We start from the raw sequence: 19637 nt of genomic DNA on the forward strand, positions 1-19637 counted from the left end.
TTGAATCCGAGTGATCCGAGTGATCCGAGCAGTCAGGGTGATCCGAGCAGTCAGGACGGTCCGGGTGATCCGGGTGGTCCGGGTGGTCCGATTGACCTGTCCTGGCTGATCGGATGGGATGAACGGGCTGGTCAGAAGGCGTTGACCCCGGTGAGGGCACGGCCGATGAGCAACTGGTGGATCTGGCTGGTGCCCTCGTAGAGGGTCATGACCCGCGCGTCGCGCAGGTACTTGCCGACCGGGTACTCGTCGATGAAGCCGTAGCCGCCGAACACCTGGAGCGCGTTGTTGGCGGCCCGGACGGCGGCCTCGCTCGCGTAGAGCTTGGCGACGGAGGACTCGGTGGCGAACGGCAGGCCGCGTTCGATGTGGTCGGCGACCTTCCAGGTGAGCAGCCGGGCGGCCTCGACGTCGACGGCGATGCCGGCCAGCAGTTCCTGGACGAGTTGGTGCGAGGCGATCGGGCGGCCGAACTGCTCGCGCTCGCCGGCGTAGCGGACGGCGGCCTCCAGGCAGGCGCGGGCGATGCCGACGCAGCCCGCCGCGACGGACATCCGGCCCTTGGCGAGCGCGGACATCGCCACCCGGAACCCCTTGTCGACCTCGCCGAGCCGCGCGCTGTCGGGCACCCGGACCCGGTCGAGGGCGAGCTCGGCGGTGGCCTGGCCGCGCAGGCCGAGCTTGCCGTGGATCTCGGTGCGGGTGAAGCCGGGCAGGTCGGTGGGCACCAGGAAAGCGGTGATGCCCTTGTGGCCCTGCCGGTCGGGGTCGTCGCCGCCGGTGCGGGCGAAGACCAGGGCGACGTCGGCCCAGGTGCCGTTGGTGATGAACATCTTGGCGCCGCTGATCAACCAGTCGTCGCCGTCCCGGACGGCGCGGGTGCTGAGGTTGGCCGCGTCGGAGCCGGTGCCGGGTTCGGTGAGCGCGAAGCAGCCGAGCGACTCGCCCGAGGTGAGCCGGGGGAGCCAGTGCTGCTTCTGCTCCTCGGTCCCGTAGCCGTTGACGGACTTGGCGACCAGGCCGAGTGTGACCGAGACGATGCCGCGGACGGCCGAGTCGCCGCGGCCGAGCTCCTCCAGGACCAGGCAGTACGCGAGGTGGTCGCCGCCGCTGCCGCCGTAATCCTCGGGGATGGTGAGGCCGAGGAAGCCGAGCCCGGCCAGTTTGCCGATGATCGCGCGGTCGACGGACTCGGCACGGTCCCAGGCGGCGGCGTGCGGAGCGATCTCGCGGTCGGTGAAGGAGGCGGCGAGGTCCCGGACGGCGCTCTGCTCCTCGGACAGCTCCAGGTTCACGGCGGCTCCAGATCCATTAAACTAGCGCTGCAAGTTTTATGGAGGGACTGTAGCCCCGGCCGGCCCGCGCTGGGAAGGGGCACCTGCCAGAATCGGTCCCCGCCCCACCCGACCGGAGGAACCGGAGGCAGCACCCCGATGGCCCGCCCGCGCACCCCGCTGCTCAGCCGCGAGCGCATCGTCGCCGCTGCTCTGCGGCTGATCGACGCCGAGGGCCTGGCGGCCCTCTCCACCCGCCGCCTCGCCACCGAACTGTCGGTCAGCGGTCCCTCGCTCTACAACCACGTCGCGACCAAGGACGAACTGCTGGACGCGGTGGTGGACAGCGTGATCGGCGAGGTCGACTTGTCGATGTTCGGCACGCCCGACGGCCCGCCCACCGCTACGCCCACCGCTAAGCCCGACGGCACGCCCGACGACGCACCCACCGCCACGCCCAGCGGCCGGCCGACGCCCTGGCCGGACGCGCTGCGCGCCTGGGCCCGCTCCTACCGCGCCGCCCTCGCCGCCCACCCCAACATCGTGCCGGTGCTCGCCCAGGGCCCGGGCCGCCGGCCGAACGCGCTGCGCCTGGCCGACGCGGTCTTCGGCCACCTGGTCGAGGCCGGCTGGCCGCGCGGCCAGGCCACCCGGATCGGCGCGCTGATGCGCTACTTCGTCACCGGCTCGGCACTGGCCTCCTTCGCGGCCGGCTTCCCTGCGGACGCCGAGGTGTACGACGCGGCCGACTACCCGCACCTCGGCGAGGCGCACCGGCTGGCCGGGCACCGCGGGACGGTGGACGAGGGCGCCTTCGAGACCGGCTTGGAAGCGCTGCTCGACGGGCTCGTCCTGCGCTTCGAGCGCCTCACCGAACGCCCCTAGACCCCGCCGCCGCCGACCTTCCCCCTGTCCCACCGTCCCGCTGTTTCCGCTGCCCCCGCCCCCGCCGGCCCCCGCCTCACCAGGGCTCGCGCGCCAGGAAGGCCGGCCGCAGCGACGGGTCCACCGGGTCGTAGTACCGGTGGTAGACGGGCGTGAGTCCGCCGGAGACCGGGGGCACGATCCAGCTCCAGTCCGCCGGGGTCGGCCGGCCGAGCCGCTTCTCCTGGGCGACGTGCCGGAGGAAGCGCTCGGACTCGGTGTGGTGGTCGGCGATCGTCACTCCGGTCTCCTGGAAGGAGTGCAGCACCGCGATGTTGAGCTCGATCAGCGCGCGGTCGCGCCAGAGCGTGCGCTCGCTGGAGGTGTCCAGGCCCAGGCGCTCGGCGACGGTGCCGAGCAGGTCGTAGCGGTCGGCGTCGGCGAGGTTGCGGGCGCCGATCTCGGTGCCCATGTACCAGCCGTTGAAGGGCGCGGCCGGGTAGCGGACGCCGCCGATCTCCAGCGTCATGTCGCTGATCGCGGGCACCGCGTACCAGCGCAGGCCCAGGTCGGCGAACCAGTCGTACGCGGGGTGGGTGAGCGGCACCTCCAGGGTGGTGTCGTCCGGCAGCTCGTACCAGCGCGGGCGCTCGTCGGGGCGTTCCTGGACGAGCAGCGGCAGCACCTCGAAGCGGTCCTCGGCGCACTTCCAGCCGAGGTCGCGGGCGCGGGCGGCGAGTGCGGTGCCGGCCGGGTCGCCGACGACGGCGTCGCCGACCCGGTGGCCGGCGTAGCGGACCAGTTGCTGGTTGACGATGTGGGCGGCCGGGTGGCCCGGGCGGTCGGGGGCGAACACCGAGACCACCGGGCGGATCCGTCCGCCGTTGCCGGCCAGCCGCAGGTGCTCGAAGCACTCGGCGGCGATGTCGTCGGCCGAGTCGAGGTGGCGCAGGTCGCGCACCACCAGACTGCGCCAGTACAGCCGGCCGATGCAGCGGGCGGCGTTGCGCCAGGCGAGCTTGGCGCCGTAGGCGAGTTCGGCGGGGGTGTGCTCGTAGCTGCCGGTGCGCTCGATCTCGTCGAGGACGGCCCGTATCCGGGGGTCCGGGGCCCCGGTGGCGGGCTGCTCGCGATGGAAGCGGCGGATGAACTCGGCGGCCTGCTCCGGGTCGGTGAACGGCGGCGTGGACGATGGCGGGGGCGTGGACGGCGGCGTGGACGATGGCGGGGGCGACGGCCGGGCCGCGGCCGGGGTGTGGGTGTGGGTGTGGGCGTACGGGCAGCCGCCGGCGGGGGCGGCGGCTGGTCTGCGGGCGCGGAGCCGGTTGAAGATCAAGGACACATCCCTCCTGGCGAACAGGAGTACCGGAGGTGTCCGGGCCGCCGCAGGGAGTGAACGATTCGGCCCCCGCACCCGCGCTGATCGCGCTAGGGTGCGGGGGCCGATGGTCGGACTGTCGGATCAGCCCATGTCCTCCAGTCGGACGCCCTTGGTCTCCTTCATGAACTTCGCCACGAAGACGATCGACAGCGCCGCGAACGCCGCGTACACCAGGTAGGTCGCCGACAGGTTCCAACGCGACATCGACGGGAACGACACGGTGATCGCCCAGTTGGCGATCCACTGCGCGGAGGCGGCGACGGACAGCGCGGCGGCCCGGATGCGGTTCGGGAACATCTCGCCGAGCATCACCCAGACGACGACGCCCCAGGACATCGCGAAGAACAGCACGAAGGCGTTGGCGGCGACCAGTGCGACGGTGCCCTGGAGGTCGGGCAGCGTGACGTTGTCGCCGCTGCCGGTGGCGGAGGAGAACGCCCAGCCGGCCGCGCCGAGCGCGACGGCCATGCCGGCCGAGCCGATCAGGGCGAGCGGCTTGCGGCCGATCCGGTCCACCAGCAGGATCGCGACGACGGTGCCGAGGATGTTGATGACCGAGCCGACGAAGCTGATCAGCAGCGAGTTGCTCTGGTCGATGCCGACCGACTGCCACAGGATCGACGAGTAGTAGAAGATCACGTTGATGCCGACCAGCTGCTGGAAGACCGACAGTCCGATGCCGACCCAGACGATCGGCAGCAGGCCGAAGCGCCCGCCGAGCAGGTCCCCGAAGCGCGGGCGGTGGTCGGAGGCGATCAGCCCCTGGACCTCGGCGATCCGGGCGTCGGTGTCGATGTCCTGGCCCTCGACCTGGGCGAGCACGGCGCGGGCGTCGTCCAGCCGGCCGGCCTGGATCAGGTAGCGCGGGGACTCGGGGATCACTGAGGCGAGGGTGAAGTAGACCGCGGCCGGGACGACGCAGATGCCGAGCATCCACTGCCAGGCCTCCAGGCCGAGCAGCTGGCCGCGGGTGTCGCCGCCGGCCGCGTTCGCCAGCAGCCAGTTGACCAGCTGGGAGATCGCGATGCCGAGCACGATCGCGGCCTGCTGGAAGGAGGCCAGCCGGCCCCGGTACTTGGTGGGCGCGACCTCGGCGATGTAGGTCGGGGCGATCACCGAGGCGATGCCGATGGCCGCGCCGCCGAGCACGCGCCAGAAGGCGAGGTCCCAGGCGGCGAAGGGGAGCATCGAGCCGATCGCGCTGACCGCGAACAGCAGCGCGCCCGCCTTCATGACCTTGATGCGGCCGTAGCGGTCGGCGAACCGGCCGGCCAGCGCGGCGCCGATCGCCGAGCCCAGCAGGGCGGAGGAGACGATCAGACCGGTCACGCCGTCGCCGACGCCGAACTTCTCCTGGATTCCGGAGACGGCGCCGTTGATCACGGAACTGTCGTAGCCGAACAGGAACCCGCCGAGGGCTGCGGCGGCGGTGATGAAGACGACGAAGCCGAGGCGGCCGGGCGCGGAGGCCTCGACCGCCCCGGAGGGCTGCTTGGTGACGCTCACGATCTTGACTCCTGGTACTCAACGCTGAGCTCGGTAGCCGAGATCGTAACCCCTATTCGTTTAAGTCTTGTACACCAGAAACCTCAATTTTTGCTCTGAGGATTCGTAAGGTGAACAAGCAAATTAGGCTGCGCCGAACCTCCCTACGCCGGGGCGGACAGGGACAGCCCGAACCGGCCCTCCTCGTCCGTCCACCAGTGGCTCAGCCGCAGCCCGGCCGCCGCCAGCTCGGCGGACACCCGCTCCCGGCGGAACTTGGCGGACACCTCGGTGCGCAGCTCCTCGCCCCGGTCGAAGTGCACCGGCAGGTTCAGCGCCGGGATCTTCACGGTCTGCGCGCGCAGCGAGCGCAGCCGCATCTCGATCCACTCCCGGTCCGGGTCCCACCGCGCGACGTGCGCGAACGCGGTCGGGTCGAAGTCGGCGCCCAGCTCGCGGTTGAGCACGTTGAGCACGTTGAGGTTGAACTCGGCGGTCACCCCGGCCGCGTCGTCGTAGGCGGCGACCAGCATCGACGGGTCCTTGACCAGGTCGGTGCCGAGCAGCAGGAAGTCGCCCGGGTCGAGGGCCGCGCGCAGCCCGCGCAGGAAGGCCGCCCGCTCCTCGGGCAGCAGGTTGCCCAGGGTGCCGCCGAGGAAGGCGACCAGCCGGGGGCCGCCCTCCGGGGGCAGGCCGAGCCGGGCGGTGAAGTCGGCCAGCACGCCGTGCACGGCGAGCCCGGGGTATTCGGCGGCGAGCGCGACGCCGGCGGCGGTCAGCGCGCTCTCGCTGACGTCCACCGGGACGTACGTCTCCAGGGTGCCGAGCGCGCGCAGTGCGTCCAGCAGCAGCCGGGTCTTCTCGGAGGAGCCGGAGCCCAGCTCGACCAGCGTGCGGGCCCCGGTGGCGGCGGCGATCTCGCCGGCCCGGGCGGTCAGGATGGCCCGCTCGGCGCGGGTCGGGTAGTACTCCGGCAGCCGGGTGATCTCCTCGAACAGCTCGCTGCCCCGCGCGTCGTAGAACCACTTCGGCGGCAGCCACTTGGGTTCGGAGGTCAGCCCGTGCTGCACGTCGTGGCGCAGCGCGGTGCTGAAGTGGTCGGCGGGCAGCAGCCGGGTGAGATCAAATGTGTCCATGACAGGGTGGGTCCTCTGTTCAGAAGATGAAGGGGCGATGGAGGATCAGTAGCGGCCGAGGAGCTGACGGACGGTGACGCCGCGCTCGTCGACCACCACCAGCGAGCCGTCCGGAACGGCCGTCCAGCCGGGGGCGTCGTCGTACGGCTCGGAGGCCACCACCGTGCCGAGCCCGGGCAGGTCGCGGTGGTGCAGGGTGTCGCCCCAGGCGGTCGCGGCGAGCGTGCGGCCGTCGGTGAGCAGCAGGTTGAGCCGGCCGGCGGTGTGCGCGGTGACGTCCGCGACGGTGCCCGCCAGCGCCTCGCCGAGCTCGGCTCCCGCCCGCAGTCGGTGCAGGACCAGGGCCCACAGCAGCGCCGAGTCGGTGCGCGCCTCCAGCTCCAGCAGCTCGGCCGGCGGGAGCAGGGCGGCCAGCGCGTCCAGCTTGCCCGGCCAGCCCGCCACCGCGCCGTTGTGGCTGAACAGCCAGTGCCCGGCCGCGAACGGCGCCGCCGCGCTCTCGCCCGCCGCGCAGCCCTCGGTGGCGGAGCGCACCGCCGCCAGCAGCGCCCGGGTGCGGATCACCCGGGCGAGGTCGGCGAACGCGGCGTCCGCCCAGATCGGCCCGTCCCGGCGGTAGCGGGCCGGTACCTCGTCGCCGTCCGCGTACCAGCCGAGGCCGAAGCCGTCCGCGTTGACCGTGCCGTACTGCTGCGCCCGGGGCGCCCAGGACTGCCGGTACAGGCCGTGCGGCGGGTGCACCAGCAGCTCCTGCGGCGCCACCGGCTCACCCAGGTAGGCGAGGTGGCGGCACATCAGGCCACATCCAGGTCGCGGGCGGTGCGGAACCCGGCGAAGATCTGCCGCCGGACGGGGTAGTCCCAGTTGCGGAAGGTGCCCCGGCAGGCGACCGGCGCCACCGCGAAGCAGCCGCCGCGCAGCACCTTGTACTCCGGCCCGAAGAAGACCTCCGAGTACTCCTGGTACGGCCACGCCCGGAACCCCGGGTAGGGGCGGAAGTCGCTGGCCGTCCACTCCCACACGTCGCCGATCAACTGCCGTACGCCGTACGGGGACTCGCCCGCCGGGTAGCCGCCGGCCGGGGCCGGGCGCAGGTGCCGCTGCCCGAGGTTGGCGTGCTCGGCTCCGGGGGCCTGGTCGCCCCACGGGTAGCGGCGGGAACGGCCGCTCGCCGGGTCGTGCCGGGCCGCTTTCTCCCACTCCGCCTCGGTCGGCAGCCGTCGTCCGGCCCACCGGGCGTAGGCGTCCGCCTCGTACCAGCTGACGTGCAGGACGGGCTCGTCCGCCGGGACGGGCTCCACCGCGCCGAACCGGCGCCGCAGCCACTGGCCGCCGTCCAGGCGCCAGAACAGCGGGGCGGTCAGGTCGGCCCGCCGCCGGTGCTCCCAGCCCTCGGGCGTCCACCAGCGCGGCTCGTCGTAGCCGCCGTCCGCGATGAACCGCTGGTACGCGGCGTTGGTGACGGGCGTGGTGTCCAGCAGGAAGGCGGGCAGCTCGACCACGTGCGCGGGGCGCTCGTTGTCCAGCGCCCACGGCTCGGTGTCGGTGCCCATGGTGAACGGCCCTGCGGGGACGAGCACTTCGGTGGGCAGCGCGGCCGCGTCCGCCGGGGCGGGCGGCGGCGGGGGAGCGGCCAGCGCCGGCTCCCCCGGGCGGAGCTGGTGGGTGATCAGCATCGTCTCGTCGTGCTGCTGCTCGTGCTGGGCGATCATCCCGAACGCGAACCCCGCGTCCAGCAGCGGCGCCCCCTCCAGCGGGCTGGCCGCCAGCAGGTCCAGCACCCGGCCGCGCACCTCGTGCGCGTACGCCCGGGCCTCGGCGGGTGCCAGCAGCGGCAGGCTCGGCCGCTCGGCCCGGGGGTGCTGGAAGGCGTCGTACAGCGGGTCGATCTCCGGGTGCATCGGGTCGCGGCCGCCGACGTTGCGCAGCAGCCAGAGTTCCTCCTGGTTGCCGATGTGCGCCAGGTCCCAGACCAGCGGGGACATCAACGGCGAGTGCTGGGCGGTGAGGTCGCCGTCCTCGACGCAGTCGGTGAGCGCGGCGGTGCGGGCGCGGGCGGCCAGCAGCTCGGCCGCGATGGTCTCGCGCAACTCCTCGGTGCCCGCCGCCGGGGCGGCAGGGGGGCGGACGTCGGTCATGGTGCGGCCTCCTCCGGAGGAGTGCGTCGGGTGCCGGAGCGCAGGGCGTCCAGCTGGTCGTCGGCGGGGCAGCGGCCGCGCGCGGGGTAGCGCTCGGCGAACTCGGCGACGGCGGCGCGCAGCCGTCCGGCGCCGGGCAGGCGGCCCAGCGCGGCGTCGGCGGCGGCGAAGCAGGTCAGGGCGGCGCGGCGCAGCTCGGGATCGGCGACGGCCAGCGTCGCGGCCCGGCGCCAGACGTCGCTGCGCGGCGGGCGCGGACCGTCCGGGCGGTCCAGCGGCTCCAGCGCGGCGAGCGCGGCCTCGGCGGCCAGCGGGTCGTCCAGCAGCGCGGTGACCAGGGCGGTGGGTACCACCCAGCCGTCCCCGGGCTGGGCGTCGATCATGCGCAGCTCCAGGTGGCCGCGCGGGCGCACCGGCGGGAACAGGGTGGTCCGGTGGTAGTCCAAGTCGGCCAGCGTGGGCGGGCGTTCACCGCCGCCGCGGACCCAGTCGCGGAAGGTCAGGCCGGGCGGGGCCGTCCACGGCAGCCCCTCCGGGCGGCGCACGCACAGCACCTCGGCGTCCAGCACGTACTGCGCCCAGGCCTCGCGCGGGTCGCCGTGGTCCGGCTCCGGGGCGAGCGTGCGGGTCGGGTCCATCCGGGACCAGACGGTCTGCCGGGTGGACCGGTGACCGGTCGGCCTGCCGTCCAGCAGCGGGGAGTTGGCGAAGGCGGCGACCAGGACCGGGCCGAGCAGGTGGGTCAGCCGCCAGCGGCGCTCCACCGCGTGCGGGCCGCCCGCGTCGCCGGCGTCCAGGCACACCTGCACCGAGGCCGTGCCGGTCATCATGATCCGGCCCCAGGGGCCGGCGGAGTCGAAGAACCGCTCCATCGCGAGGTAGCGGGGGTGGTCCAGGACCATCAGGCGGGGGCGGGCCAGCGGGTCCGTCCCGGTGCCGGTGAGGCGCAGGCCCTGCGCCGCGAAGGCGGCCCGCAGGGCGGTCAGATCGCGTCGGGTGTCCTCGACGCAGGCCAGGAGGCCGGTGGCGGGCGGGGAGCTGAGCTCGACCTGCCCGCCGGGTTCGAGCGTGAGCCGCGAGCCGGAGGGGAGCGAGGCCCCGTCCGGGCCGCCGAGTGGCAGCGACTCCAGTGCGGCGTGGACCAGTTCCGGTCGGACGGGCTTACCGGGACATCGGTCGTCGTGGACGAACCACTCGACCTCGACGCCCACCAGCCGGGGCGGTCCGATCTTGAAGCAGACGCCCGACACGTGGCTGAGCGCCCCCGACTCGGTCAGCGGGGTCACCCCCGGCGGGGGCGCTGGGGGGCTCTGCCGGTCGGGCGGAGTGGTGCGGGATGTCGGTATCACCGGACTTACCATCCTCGGGGTCAGGATTGCGGCCCGAACTACCCTGCCCAGTCTGCTACGGAGCATGCGGGGGCGCTTCGCAAATATCGTGTGAACGTTCGTTTCTGCAGGTCAGGGGTGGCGCGATCGGGTGAATCCGGGGATCCGGGGCGGCTTTCCGGGCGTGCGCGGGGTGCCGGGCGGGAGCGTTGAGGGACGTCGGTGAGCAGAGGGCGCGCGGGCGTCGGGCGGGGTGCCCCGGCGGTTCGGTCACCGTCGGTCGAGGCGCTCCAGGACGGTGTCCAGCACCGGGCCCGGCAGGGCGTAGTTCAGCCGCAGCCCGCCCCGGCCGCCGGGGCCGAACTCGGCGCCGTCCGAGGCCTCCAGACCGCAGCGCTCCAGCAGCGCCCGGCGGGCCCCGTCCGGCGGCAGCCCCAGGGCGGCGGCGTCCAGCCAGAGCAGGTAGGAGGACTGCGGCGCGGAGCGGACGGCGGGCCCCAGCCGGCCGGTGAGCGGGGCGCGGGCGGCGGCGAGGTGGGCGAGCAGCGCGTCCAGCCACGGCCCGCCCTCGGCCAGCGCCGCCCGCTGGACGGTCTGCTCCAGCAGGCCGCCCTCCCAGAGGCCGAAGCCGGCCAGCACCTCGGTGAACCGGGCGCGCAGGCCCGGATCGGGGACGAGCGCGAAACTGCTCGGCAGGCCGGAGCAGTTGAAGGTCTTGCCGACCGAGTTCAGGGTGACCACCCGGGGCCGGAGCGCCGCGTCGACGGTGGCCACCGCCACCGGGTGGACGTACCCGGGGTGGGTGAGGTCGCCGTGCACCTCGTCCGAGACCAGCAGCGCGCCGGCCTCCGCCGCCCGCTCGGCGAGGGCCCGCAGTTCGGCGGCCGGCCAGACCCGGGCGGAGGGGTTGTGCGGGCTGCTCAGCAGGACGGCTCCGGCCGGGTGGGGGAGCGGGCCGTCCGGGAGCCGGTAGCCGTCCGGGCCGACGGCCAGGGGCAGTTCCCGGTACGGGAGGCCGGCCGCCCGGCACAGTTGGGCGAAGCCGCCCCACTCCGGCGTCGGGAACAGCACCGGCGCCTGCGGGCGTACGGTCTCCAGCAGCAGGCGCAGGGCGGTGCGCGGGCCGCAGGGCAGCAGCAGCACCCAGTCCGGATCCACCTCGACGCCGTGCCGCGAGCGGTACCAGCGGGCCACCAGCGCCCGCCCGGCCGGGTCGCACACCGTGTACCCGTACGCGCGGTGGCGGGCCCGGCGCTCCAGCGCGGCGGCCACGGCCGGGGGTCCGGGCAGGTCCATGTCCGCCAGGCCCATCGCGATCACCCCGGGCGCCCCCGCGCGGGCCCACTTGCTGCTGCCCGTCCCGGTCCGGTCGAAGGGGGCCGCGAAGCCGAACGCGTCCGGTGCGGTGGTGGGCATGACGGCCTCCGGTGGTCGGGGGTGCGCCGCCACGCTAGAGCCGGACGGGTCCTGGCCGCCACCGGCCGTGTGGTCACCTCTTCGCCGGCCCGCCCCCGCTGCCCAGGTGCGCCGCCAGCCCCCGCCGCCCCCGGCGCATCATCACCGCGTGGTTGGCCCGGAACAGCGGGTGCAGGGGCAGCGCGAGGCGGCGCAGCAGGGGTTTGCCGGGGCGGGTGTCCTCCTCGAAGAGCACGCGGCTGCCCGGCCCGTCCGAGGTGACGGTGAACCGTGACCACCCGGTGAGATCGCCCCGCATGGCCGCCTCCAGCACTCCGGCGGCCGGGTCGCGCCGTCGGGTCTCCAGGCGGATCACCAGCCGGTACGGCAGCAGCGCGCGCACCACGAGGTCCCCGGACTCCTCGCCGGTCTGCCGGACTTCGAGGACCTCGGGCCACCACAGCGGGTAACTCCGTACGTCCTCCAGTGCCGCGTACACGTCGGGCGCCGGCGCCGCGAGTCGCCACGTGCCCCGGAAACGGTAGTGGTTGGGGTCCACGCGCCCCACCCTAGGACGCTCCGGTCCGGAGCCGGCCCGTTTCGGTCGGGTTCCCTCGCCGACACCCGGGCCCTACGGTGGCCCGGCTGTCGACGCGACCGGTGCCGGTGAGACGGGCGGCGAACGCTCCGTAAACGTCGCATGCCAGGAGGGAGGTGTTCCGCTTGCGGCCGTTCGGGGTGCAGGGGAGGATCTTGTGTGCTTGTAGTCTCGTCTGTCACAGCAGCTGTCGCGAGGCACTGCATCCCCGGAAAACGGAGTGAAGGAGTCACAGGCATGCGGCGACCGAGCTGGGTACCGGAGGGCACGGACCTGGACAAACCGAACGCCGCGCGGGTCTACGACTACTACCTGGGGGGCTCGCACAACTTCGAGGTCGACCGGGAGATGGCGCGCAAGGCGATGGCCCTGTGGCCGGAGCTGCCGCAGATCATGCGCTCCAACCGGGCCTTCCTGCGGCGGGCCGTGTCCTTCCTGGCCGAGCGCGGCGTCACCCGCTTCCTGGACATCGGCTCCGGCATCCCGACCTTCGGCGCGGTGCACGAGATCGCCCGCGCGATCCGCCCCGAGGCGACGGTCCTCTACGTGGACCGGGACCCGGTCGCCGTCGCACACAGCCGCCTGCTGCTGGAGGACGACCCCGGCAGCGAGGTCGTCCAGGCCGATCTGCGCGACATCCACGACCTGCTGGCCCGCCCCGAGGTGGCCGCCCTGCTGGCGCAGGGCGAGCCGGTGGCCGTCCTGCTGGTCGCCGTCGCGCACTTCGTCACCGACGACGAGGACCCGTGGAAGCTGATCGGCACGCTCCGTGACGCGCTCCCGCCCGGCAGCGCGCTGGTCCTCTCGCACGCCTCCCTGGAGGGCCGACCGGACCAGGCGGAGGAGCACCAGGAGCTCTACCGCAGGACGCCGACCCCGCTGACCATGCGCACCCACGAGCAGATCAGCGGGATGTTCGCCGGCTTCGAGCTGGTCGAACCGGGCGTGGTCTACCTACCGCAGTGGCGCCCGGACCAGCCGGAGACGGTCGGCGAGCACCCCGAGCGGATGACCGGGGTGGCGGGCGTGGGGTTCCGCCCTTGAGCGGACGGATCGGGCGAGTGACCGACGGCCGCGGGCTCCGCGAAGCGGCCGCCGGTCACCCCGCCGTGCCCGCCGCGTGGACCACTGCGCCCCCTGCCCGGACCACTGCGCCCCCTGCCCGGAGCACTGCGCCCCCCGCCCGGACCACTGCGCCCCCCGCCCGGCCCGCCGCCGTCTGCGGCGGCCACCCCGCAGCGGTGACCGCACGCACCCGGGCGGACGCATGAGCGCCGCCCCGGTCGCCGCCAGCGCCGAGCGGTTCCACGAGGCCTGGGCGCGACTGCTCTCCGCCGACCACGGCACGGCCGTCGACCCCGGGCTGCTCGGCCGCCTCACCGCCCGCACCGCCGCCCTGCTCCACCGCGCGCAGCTGGGCGAGCCGTTCGAGCCCCGGCTGGCCGAGCAGGCCGGCGCGGAACTGGTCGACGCGCACTTCACCGACCCGGTGGTGCTGGCCCGGGCGGTGGAACTGCTCCAGGTGCAGCCGCTCGGCGACGACCGCGGCCCGGCCCTGACCGGCGCCTTCGCGGCCGGCTGGGCCGCCGCCCTGCGCGAGCGCACGCTGCGGGAGCAGGAGGCGATCCGCACCGCCGCCGACACCGCCCGCAAGGAGGCCGAGCGGGCGCTGCGCGACTCCGAGGCCCGGTTCCGGGCGCTGTTCGAGAGCGCGGCCATCGGGATCGGCATCGGCGACACCGACGGCAACATCCTGGCGGTCAACAAGGCGCTCCAGGAGCTGTTCGGCGCGAGCCCGGAGGACATGACCGGCCGCCGGGTCGGCGACCTCGTCCACCCCGAGGACACCCCGGGCGTGTGGGAGGCGTACGAGGAGCTGATCAGCGGCAAGCGGGACTACTTCCAGTTCGACAAGCCGTACTACCGCCAGGACGGCGAGGTGGTCTGGACCCATCTGACCGTCTCGCTGATCCGCGACGACGACGGCGTCCCGCAGTACCAGGTCGCGATGCTGGAGGACGTCACCGACCGCTACCGGCTCCAGGAGCGGCTGCGCCACCAGGCCACCCACGACCCGCTGACCGGCCTGCCGAACCGGGCGGCCTTCTTCGAGCGGCTGGAGAAGCTGTTCGAGGATCCGGATCCGGGCGCCAGGTTCGGCCTCTGCTACGTCGACCTCGACGGCTTCAAGGTGGTCAACGACAGCCTCGGCCACGACACCGGGGACGAGCTGCTGTCCGCCGTGGCGGCCCGGCTGAAGGCCGCGCTCAACCCGCTCGGCCACCTGGTGGCCCGGCTCGGCGGCGACGAGTTCGTGGTGCTGCTGGAGAACTGCCGGGGCGAGCAGGAGGCCGTCGCGGCGGCGAAGACGGTGCTCAAGGCGCTGGCCGGGCCGGTGCTGATCGGCGACCACAAGCTGGCCGTGGGCGCGAGCGTCGGCGTGCTGGAGCGGCGGGTGTCCACCACCACCCCGGGCGCGGCCGTCCGGGCCGCCGACCTGACGCTGTACCGGGCCAAGGAGGCCGGCCGCGGCCGCTGGACACTGTTCGACCCCAAGGAGAACGCCCGCGCGGTCAGCCGTTACGCGGTGTCGGTGCGGATGCCGGCCGCCCTCGACCGGGGCGAGTTCTTCATCGACTACCAGCCGCTGTACGCGCTGGCGGACGGCCGGCTGGCCGCGGTGGAGGCGCTGGTGCGCTGGCGCCACCCGCAGCTCGGCGTGCTCGGCCCGGACGAGTTCGTGACCACCGCCGAGGAGACCGGGCTGATCATGCCGCTCGGCCGCTGGGTGCTGGAGCAGGCCTGTGGCCAGGCCGCGGACTGGGTCAAGCGCTTCGGCGACGCCGCGCCGCAGCTGAACGTCAACCTGGCGGTCCGCCAGGCGCGCAGTGCGGCGCTCGTCACCGACCTCGGCCGGATCCTGGATGCGACCGGACTCGATCCGGCCCGGCTGCAGCTGGAGATCACCGAGTCGACCGTGGTCGGGCCCGAGGACGAGGCGCTGCGCACCCTGCACGGGCTGGTGGACCTCGGCGTGTCGCTGGCCGTGGACGACTTCGGCACCGGCTGGTCCAACCTCGCGTACCTGCGCGACCTGCCGGTCTCCGGGCTGAAGATCGCCGGTTCCTTCGTCGGCGACCTGCACGACCCGGAGAAGGACGAGTCCACCGGGTGGCGGATCGTCAGCGGCCTGGTGTCGATGGCGCACGCGCTCGGGCTGACCGTCACCGCCGAGGGCGTGGAGACCCGCAAGGACGCCGAACGACTGCGGACCATCGGCTGCGACTGGGCGCAGGGCTGGCACTTCGGCCGCCCGGTGCGGCCGGCCGAGATCGCCCGCCGGATCGCCGAGGAGCCGCGGGGGCGCCCGGTCGGGGGCTGACGCGTCGGGGCCGTCAGGGGGCAGGGGCCGAGCAGGTGGGGAAGGCCCGCGGTGGCGTTCGGCGGCGGTCGTGCAACCGCTCGGTCGCGTTCCGGAAAATCGGCCAACACCACGGCCCACCATGCGGGATGATGGCGCGTCAAAATCACCACCCGGGGGCCGTGTGGTGCGTGGCTACGGCCCCGTGCCGGCCCCGGGAAGCGGGGAGGAGAGCGCCGCCATGGCCACACCGGAGGACGCCGGCCCGGCCGACGACGACCGACGAGGCCCCTGGCCGGAGAGCGGCCCCGGGCCCCGGCCCGAGCCCTCGACCAGGGTGGACCGGCGGCCGTGGGGGCGGCGCCTCGGTGTCGTACCGGACCGGCCGTCCCGGCTCGGCGCCGTCCCGCGCACCCGGACGGACCCCGATGCCGCGACCGGGCGGGAGCCGGACGGCGGGGCCCGCTTCGACCCGGAGGCCCCGACCAGGGTCCAGCGGGCCGCGCCGGAGCGGGTCGACCCGGAGGCCCCGACCAAGGTCCAGCGGCGTGCGGGCACCGGGCGTGCCGCCGCCCCCGGCTGGGCCGACAACGTCGGCCCCGGGCCCAGCCGGAGCGGCGAGGGCCCCGTGGGCGGGGTGTCGAAGGGCGGGGTGTCGGAGGGTGGGATACCGGGGGGCGGGGCGTCGGAGAGTGCGGGGCCCACCGGCGGACGGTTCGCGGGCGCCTTCCCCGACGCCCTGCGCGGCCGCTTCGCCCCGCTCGGAGTGGCCGGCTCCGGCACCGAGGGCACCGTCTGGCACGTCCGGCGCACCGACGGCGGCGGCGAGGCCGCGGTGAAGGTGACGGCCGCCGGCCACGCCATGGACGCCGACCTGCTCGGCTACCTGCGCAACGACGACTACCGCCGCCACGTCCCGCACATCGTCGACTTCGGCCGGGTCGGCCACCACGGCGCCGAACTCGACTGGGTGGCCATGGAGTACCTGCCGGTCACCCTCGCCGACCACTTCGCCGAACTGCGCAAGCGCGGCCGGCACACCGACCGGCGGGAGGCCGAGCGGATCGTCTACGAGCTCGTCGCCCTGCTCGACTTCTGGCAACGGCGGATCGAGCGCAACCCGCTGGACTTCAAGCCGGCCAACGTCCTGGTCCGCCCCGGCCGCGAGCCCGGGGAGTTCGTGATAGCCGACTTCGGCGGCGTCGCCCGGCTCACCGCCAGCCGCCGCTTCACGCCCGAGACGATCGTCACCATCCCGTACATGGCCCCCGAGCTCTTGGCCGGCCGCAACCACGAGGCCGGGCCCTGGTGGGCGCTCGGCAACGTCCTGTACGAGCTGTTCACCGGCCGCCCCCGCTTCCTCGGCGCGGACGGCCTGCTGATCAGCGACGAGGTGCTGCAGCTGGAACTGGTCCTGGGTGACGAGGTCGACCTCTCGGCCCTCGCCGACCCCCGCCAACTGCTGCTCCTCCAAGGGCTGTTCACCAAGAACCCGGAGGATCGCTGGACCGCCCCGCAGGTCCGCAGCTGGCTGGCCGGCGGCAGCCCCGCGGTGGTCCGGCGACAGACCCGGGCCGACACCGGCCGCACCCACCGGCCGATCACTTTCTTCGGCTCCCCCTTCACCGACCCGGCCAAGCTCGCCGAGGTCCTGCTCCGGCGCTCCGGCGACGCGGCCCGCTGGCTCTCCGCCGGGGGAGCGGAGCGGCTGCGCGACTGGTTGCGCGACGACGTCCAGGACAACGTCTTCGACCTGCACCACCTGACCGACGTCGCCCGGGCTCCCGGCTCCCGCCGCGACGCCGTGGCCGCCCTCGCGGTGCTCGCCTTCGGCGCCGCCTTCGCCCCCTCCACCACCCCCTACTACCTCGACCGCCCGATCGACACCCCCGGGCTGGAACGCATCGCCACCGAACCGGACGGCGCCGCGTTCATCGACGCACTGGTCCGGGTCGGCGCCCCGGCCGTCGCCGCCCGCTACGACTGCTTCCACCCCGAGTGCTCCGGCGAACACTGCTCCCGACTGCTCGCCCTCGCCCAACTCCCGGACGTCCTGGCCGAAGTGGACCGTGCCGCCCGCACCGTCGGCGGCGGCCGGCGGGGCGGCGACGGGCTCAGCCCGCAGGAGCGCGAGGAGGCACACCGGTTGGTGGTGTGGCTGAGCGTGCGCCCCGAGGAACGCGACCGGCTGCTCGGCCGGCTCTCGCCGCTGCCCACCGCCCTGCACCGGCTGCCGCTGCCCGAACGGGCGGCGGAGCTCGCCGCCCTGGTCGCGGCGGTGGTGGTGGACGCGGCCCTGGCCGCCGGCTCCGGGCTCCGCACGGCCGTACGCGCCACAGTGCGCCGGCCCGCGCCGGACCCGACCGCCGCGCCGGAGGCGGTCCGGCGCCGCTGGTCGGCGCTGCGGCGGCGGGCGGTGGGCGCCGACCCGGGGGACGAAGCCGGGCGCGCGGCCCTGGTCGCCGCCGAGACGCTGCGCCCGCGCGGCCGGGGCCGGGGCGAGCGGCCCGACGGCGCGGAGGGCCGGGAGGGCGGGGAAGGCCGGGAGAACCGGGCCGGCCGGGACCGGTGGCTGGGGCGGCTGTGGCAGGGCGGGCGTGAACGGACGCCGGTGGACTGGCCGGCCCGGCTGCGGGAGTGGTGGCCGCACGCCCGGACCGGTCTGCCGCGTCGGGCAGGCGCCGTGCTGCTGCTGTTCCTCGCCCTCGGGTTGCTGCTGTGGGCGGGGGCGGTGTTCCGCTACCCCGTCGAGGCCGGGGTCCAGCTCAAGATCTCGCCCGACGGTGCCTTCGGCGGGCCGTTGAAGAAGGCCGGCGAGCACGCGGCCCAGCAGGTGGTCGGCCAACTGGGGGCGGCGCTGGTCGCCGCCGCCGTCCTCGCCTTCTTCCCCGCCCGGGTCGGCCTCGGCACGGCGGCCCTGACCGGCGTCGGGGCCTTCGCCATCGGCTACCTGCGGCTCGGACCGCCGATGACGGGCCTGGAGATGCCGAAACCGGTGGCCGAGCGGGTGGTGCTGTTCGAGGGCGGGATGGGCAGTTGGGCCGGCCTCGCGGCGGTGGCGGCGATCGTGGCGTCGTTCGTGCTGATCGAGCGCGCGGCGAACCGGCTGCTGAAGCCCGCGCACGAGGCCCGGCGGCAGGTGCGGGAGGCCTGGCGGCGGCTCGCCGGGCGGGGCGCGGCGGCACGGTGGGACGGCAAGCAGTGGCGGACGGGCCCCGTGGGCGCCCGCGACCGTGCGCTGTTCGCGCTCGGGAGCACCTGTGTGCTCGCCCTGCTGCTGTGGGCGGCGGTCGAGGTGCGGCTGGCGGCCACCGGGCACCACCCGACGCCGGCCTCCTGGGGGACCGGCCAGACCGGTGCGGCCTACCAGTCCGGGTTCGTCGTCCTGCTGGCCGTCGTCTCCCTCGCGAGCACCCTGGGGACGCCGGTCACCGCCCGGGCGCTCCTCGGCTGCTGGATCCCCGCCACCCTGGTGCTCGGCGCCTGGCCCGGACCGCTCGGCCCGGTCGAGGCGCTGCGGATCCCGGTGCTCCAGGGGCAGTTCACGGCCGTCGCGGAGTTCTGGGGGCACGGCGCGTTCTGGGCCGCGTTGCTGGTCGCGCTCCCGCTCGCGGCGTACGGGGTGCTGCGTACGGCCCGGGCGCGGGGGGCGGGTACGGGGGCGGGCGGCTGACGGGCGAACGGCTGACAGATAACAGATGACAGAGTTCAGCTTTCAGATTTTGAAATCTGTTATCTGTTATCTGTCGGCTGTTATCTGTCAGCTGTTAGTTGTCAGCCGCCCGCCGCCGGCGATCCAGCCGCCATCCGGCTCAGCCGACCAGCCGGGACAGTTCGATCGAGTGCCCGGTCCGTTCCACCTTCGCCCGCAGGTAGCGCACGTTGCTCGCGGACAGGTGCACGCCGGTCGGCACCCGCCGCCGCACGGTGATCCCGAGGTCGGCCAACTGCTGCGCCTTGTCCGGGTTGTTGCTCAGCAGGTCGATGCCGGTGGCGCCGAGGGTGGCGAGCATCTGGGCGGCGGCGGTGTAGTCCCGGCCGTCCTCGGGCAGGCCGAGCGCCGTGTTGGCGTCGTACGTGTCCAATCCGGAGTCCTGCAAGGAGTAGGCCTCCAGCTTGTTGTAGAGCCCGATGCCCCGGCCCTCCTGCCGCAGGTACAGCAGGTAGCCGCCGGCCTCGGCGATCCGCTCGACCGACTCGCGCAGCTGCGGGCCGCAGTCGCAGCGGTCCGAGCCGAAGACGTCGCCGGTCAGGCACTCCGAGTGCAGGCGTACCAGCGGCGTCCCGCCCTCCGGCACCTCGCCGAACGCGAGCGCCAGGTGCTCCGCGCCGTCGGCGAGGTCGTGGAAGGTGAAGGCCTCCGCCTCGGCGCGGTAGCCGTCGTGGAAGGTCAGCGGGATGCGCACACGCGAGCGCACCGTGGCGGGGCCGGGCTGCGGCATGGGTGGGCCTCCGTCGATGAGGAGATGGGTCGGCGAACCGACGAACCGATGGGTCGAGAGGGGCGGGCCGGCCGGCCCGGGGTGGATCGGATGTCGATGACCGTACTCGGTAGTTCCAATTTGAACAACTAAATACTGTCCGTGCCCGATTCGACTACGGACTGTGGTTCAGCCGGGCTCCGTGCGGACGCGAGGGCGCTGGTGGATCGTACGGTCCGCGAGGCGTGGGGGTTTC

14 protein-coding genes are annotated in these 19637 nt (G+C 74.4%); 4 read left to right on the forward strand and 10 right to left on the reverse strand.

Annotated elements, in window-relative coordinates; translation table 11 throughout:
- Window positions 1-131: 131 nt before the first annotated feature.
- Window positions 132-1295, reverse strand: coding sequence for an acyl-CoA dehydrogenase family protein (locus tag A6F73_RS26335; protein ID WP_063350055.1), 1164 nt, complete (start codon window positions 1293-1295; stop codon window positions 132-134).
- Between the two features lie 138 nt (window positions 1296-1433).
- Here A6F73_RS26335 and A6F73_RS26340 point away from each other — a divergent pair, with 138 nt between their 5' ends.
- On the forward strand, window positions 1434-2159 hold the full coding sequence (locus A6F73_RS26340) for a TetR/AcrR family transcriptional regulator C-terminal domain-containing protein (RefSeq protein ID WP_063350056.1): 726 nt from the start codon (window positions 1434-1436) through the stop codon (window positions 2157-2159).
- Between the two features lie 76 nt (window positions 2160-2235).
- Here the strand turns inward: A6F73_RS26340 and A6F73_RS26345 are convergent, their stop codons facing one another.
- The 8 genes from A6F73_RS26345 to A6F73_RS26380 all read right to left on the reverse strand — a co-directional run bounded on the left by A6F73_RS26345 (window position 2236) and on the right by A6F73_RS26380 (window position 11560).
- Window positions 2236-3480 (reverse strand): nitric oxide synthase oxygenase, encoded by a 1245-nt coding sequence (locus A6F73_RS26345; RefSeq protein WP_244293501.1) that lies wholly within the window; start codon window positions 3478-3480, stop codon window positions 2236-2238.
- Between the two features lie 120 nt (window positions 3481-3600).
- Window positions 3601-5025 (reverse strand): sugar porter family MFS transporter, encoded by a 1425-nt coding sequence (locus A6F73_RS26350; RefSeq protein ID WP_244293502.1) that lies wholly within the window; start codon window positions 5023-5025, stop codon window positions 3601-3603.
- Window positions 5026-5168: 143 nt separating this feature from the next.
- Window positions 5169-6140 carry an L-histidine N(alpha)-methyltransferase gene (gene egtD, locus A6F73_RS26355; protein WP_063350058.1) on the reverse strand — a complete coding sequence of 324 codons (972 nt, stop codon included), beginning with the start codon at window positions 6138-6140 and terminating at the stop codon, window positions 5169-5171.
- A 45-nt stretch (window positions 6141-6185) separates the two neighbouring features.
- A complete protein-coding gene (gene egtC / locus A6F73_RS26360; RefSeq protein WP_063350059.1) occupies window positions 6186-6935 on the reverse strand; it encodes an ergothioneine biosynthesis protein EgtC in 750 nt (249 codons plus the stop codon).
- Window positions 6935-8278 carry an ergothioneine biosynthesis protein EgtB gene (egtB, locus tag A6F73_RS26365; protein ID WP_079136026.1) on the reverse strand — a complete coding sequence of 448 codons (1344 nt, stop codon included), beginning with the start codon at window positions 8276-8278 and terminating at the stop codon, window positions 6935-6937. The genes egtC and egtB overlap by 1 nt, the downstream gene beginning before the upstream one ends.
- Window positions 8275-9564, reverse strand: a complete 1290-nt coding sequence (egtA, locus tag A6F73_RS26370; protein WP_063350060.1) for an ergothioneine biosynthesis glutamate--cysteine ligase EgtA — start codon at window positions 9562-9564, stop codon at window positions 8275-8277. The genes egtB and egtA overlap by 4 nt, the downstream gene beginning before the upstream one ends.
- A gap of 312 nt (window positions 9565-9876) precedes the next feature.
- A complete protein-coding gene (locus A6F73_RS26375; protein ID WP_063350061.1) occupies window positions 9877-11022 on the reverse strand; it encodes an aminotransferase class I/II-fold pyridoxal phosphate-dependent enzyme in 1146 nt (381 codons plus the stop codon).
- A gap of 73 nt (window positions 11023-11095) precedes the next feature.
- Window positions 11096-11560, reverse strand: a complete 465-nt coding sequence (locus tag A6F73_RS26380; RefSeq protein ID WP_063351550.1) for an SRPBCC family protein — start codon at window positions 11558-11560, stop codon at window positions 11096-11098.
- Window positions 11561-11836: 276 nt separating this feature from the next.
- On the opposite strand from A6F73_RS26380, the gene A6F73_RS26385 reads away from it, so the two are divergent.
- From A6F73_RS26385 to A6F73_RS26395, 3 genes are all read left to right on the forward strand, one after another.
- Window positions 11837-12643, forward strand: coding sequence for an SAM-dependent methyltransferase (locus tag A6F73_RS26385; RefSeq protein WP_063350062.1), 807 nt, complete (start codon window positions 11837-11839; stop codon window positions 12641-12643).
- Between the two features lie 223 nt (window positions 12644-12866).
- Window positions 12867-14981: an EAL domain-containing protein gene (locus A6F73_RS26390; RefSeq protein ID WP_079136028.1), complete on the forward strand. Its 2115-nt coding sequence runs from the start codon at window positions 12867-12869 to the stop codon at window positions 14979-14981.
- A gap of 220 nt (window positions 14982-15201) precedes the next feature.
- A complete protein-coding gene (locus tag A6F73_RS26395) occupies window positions 15202-18633 on the forward strand; it encodes a hypothetical protein (RefSeq protein WP_063350063.1) in 3432 nt (1143 codons plus the stop codon).
- Between the two features lie 139 nt (window positions 18634-18772).
- On the opposite strand, the gene ribA is transcribed toward A6F73_RS26395, so the two are convergent.
- Complete coding sequence (ribA, locus tag A6F73_RS26400) at window positions 18773-19402, reverse strand: GTP cyclohydrolase II (RefSeq protein ID WP_063350064.1); 630 nt, start codon at window positions 19400-19402, stop codon at window positions 18773-18775.
- Between the last annotated feature and the right edge of the window lie 235 nt (window positions 19403-19637).

It is taken from the genome of Streptomyces sp. MJM8645, assembly GCF_001625365.1.
Classification (GTDB): Bacteria; Actinomycetota; Actinomycetes; order Streptomycetales; family Streptomycetaceae; genus Kitasatospora.

Coding starts and splice junctions, on each gene's coding strand:
- A6F73_RS26340 (WP_063350056.1), top strand. CDS start 1,434: ATGGCCCGCCCGCGCACCCCGCTGCTCAGCCGCGAGCGCATCGTCGCC.
- egtD (WP_063350058.1), bottom strand. CDS start 6,140: ATGGACACATTTGATCTCACCCGGCTGCTGCCCGCCGACCACTTCAGC.
- egtC (WP_063350059.1), bottom strand. CDS start 6,935: ATGTGCCGCCACCTCGCCTACCTGGGTGAGCCGGTGGCGCCGCAGGAG.
- egtB (WP_079136026.1), bottom strand. CDS start 8,278: ATGACCGACGTCCGCCCCCCTGCCGCCCCGGCGGCGGGCACCGAGGAG.
- A6F73_RS26375 (WP_063350061.1), bottom strand. CDS start 11,022: ATGCCCACCACCGCACCGGACGCGTTCGGCTTCGCGGCCCCCTTCGAC.
- A6F73_RS26385 (WP_063350062.1), top strand. CDS start 11,837: ATGCGGCGACCGAGCTGGGTACCGGAGGGCACGGACCTGGACAAACCG.
- A6F73_RS26390 (WP_079136028.1), top strand. CDS start 12,867: ATGAGCGCCGCCCCGGTCGCCGCCAGCGCCGAGCGGTTCCACGAGGCC.
- A6F73_RS26395 (WP_063350063.1), top strand. CDS start 15,202: ATGGCCACACCGGAGGACGCCGGCCCGGCCGACGACGACCGACGAGGC.
- ribA (WP_063350064.1), bottom strand. CDS start 19,402: ATGCCGCAGCCCGGCCCCGCCACGGTGCGCTCGCGTGTGCGCATCCCG.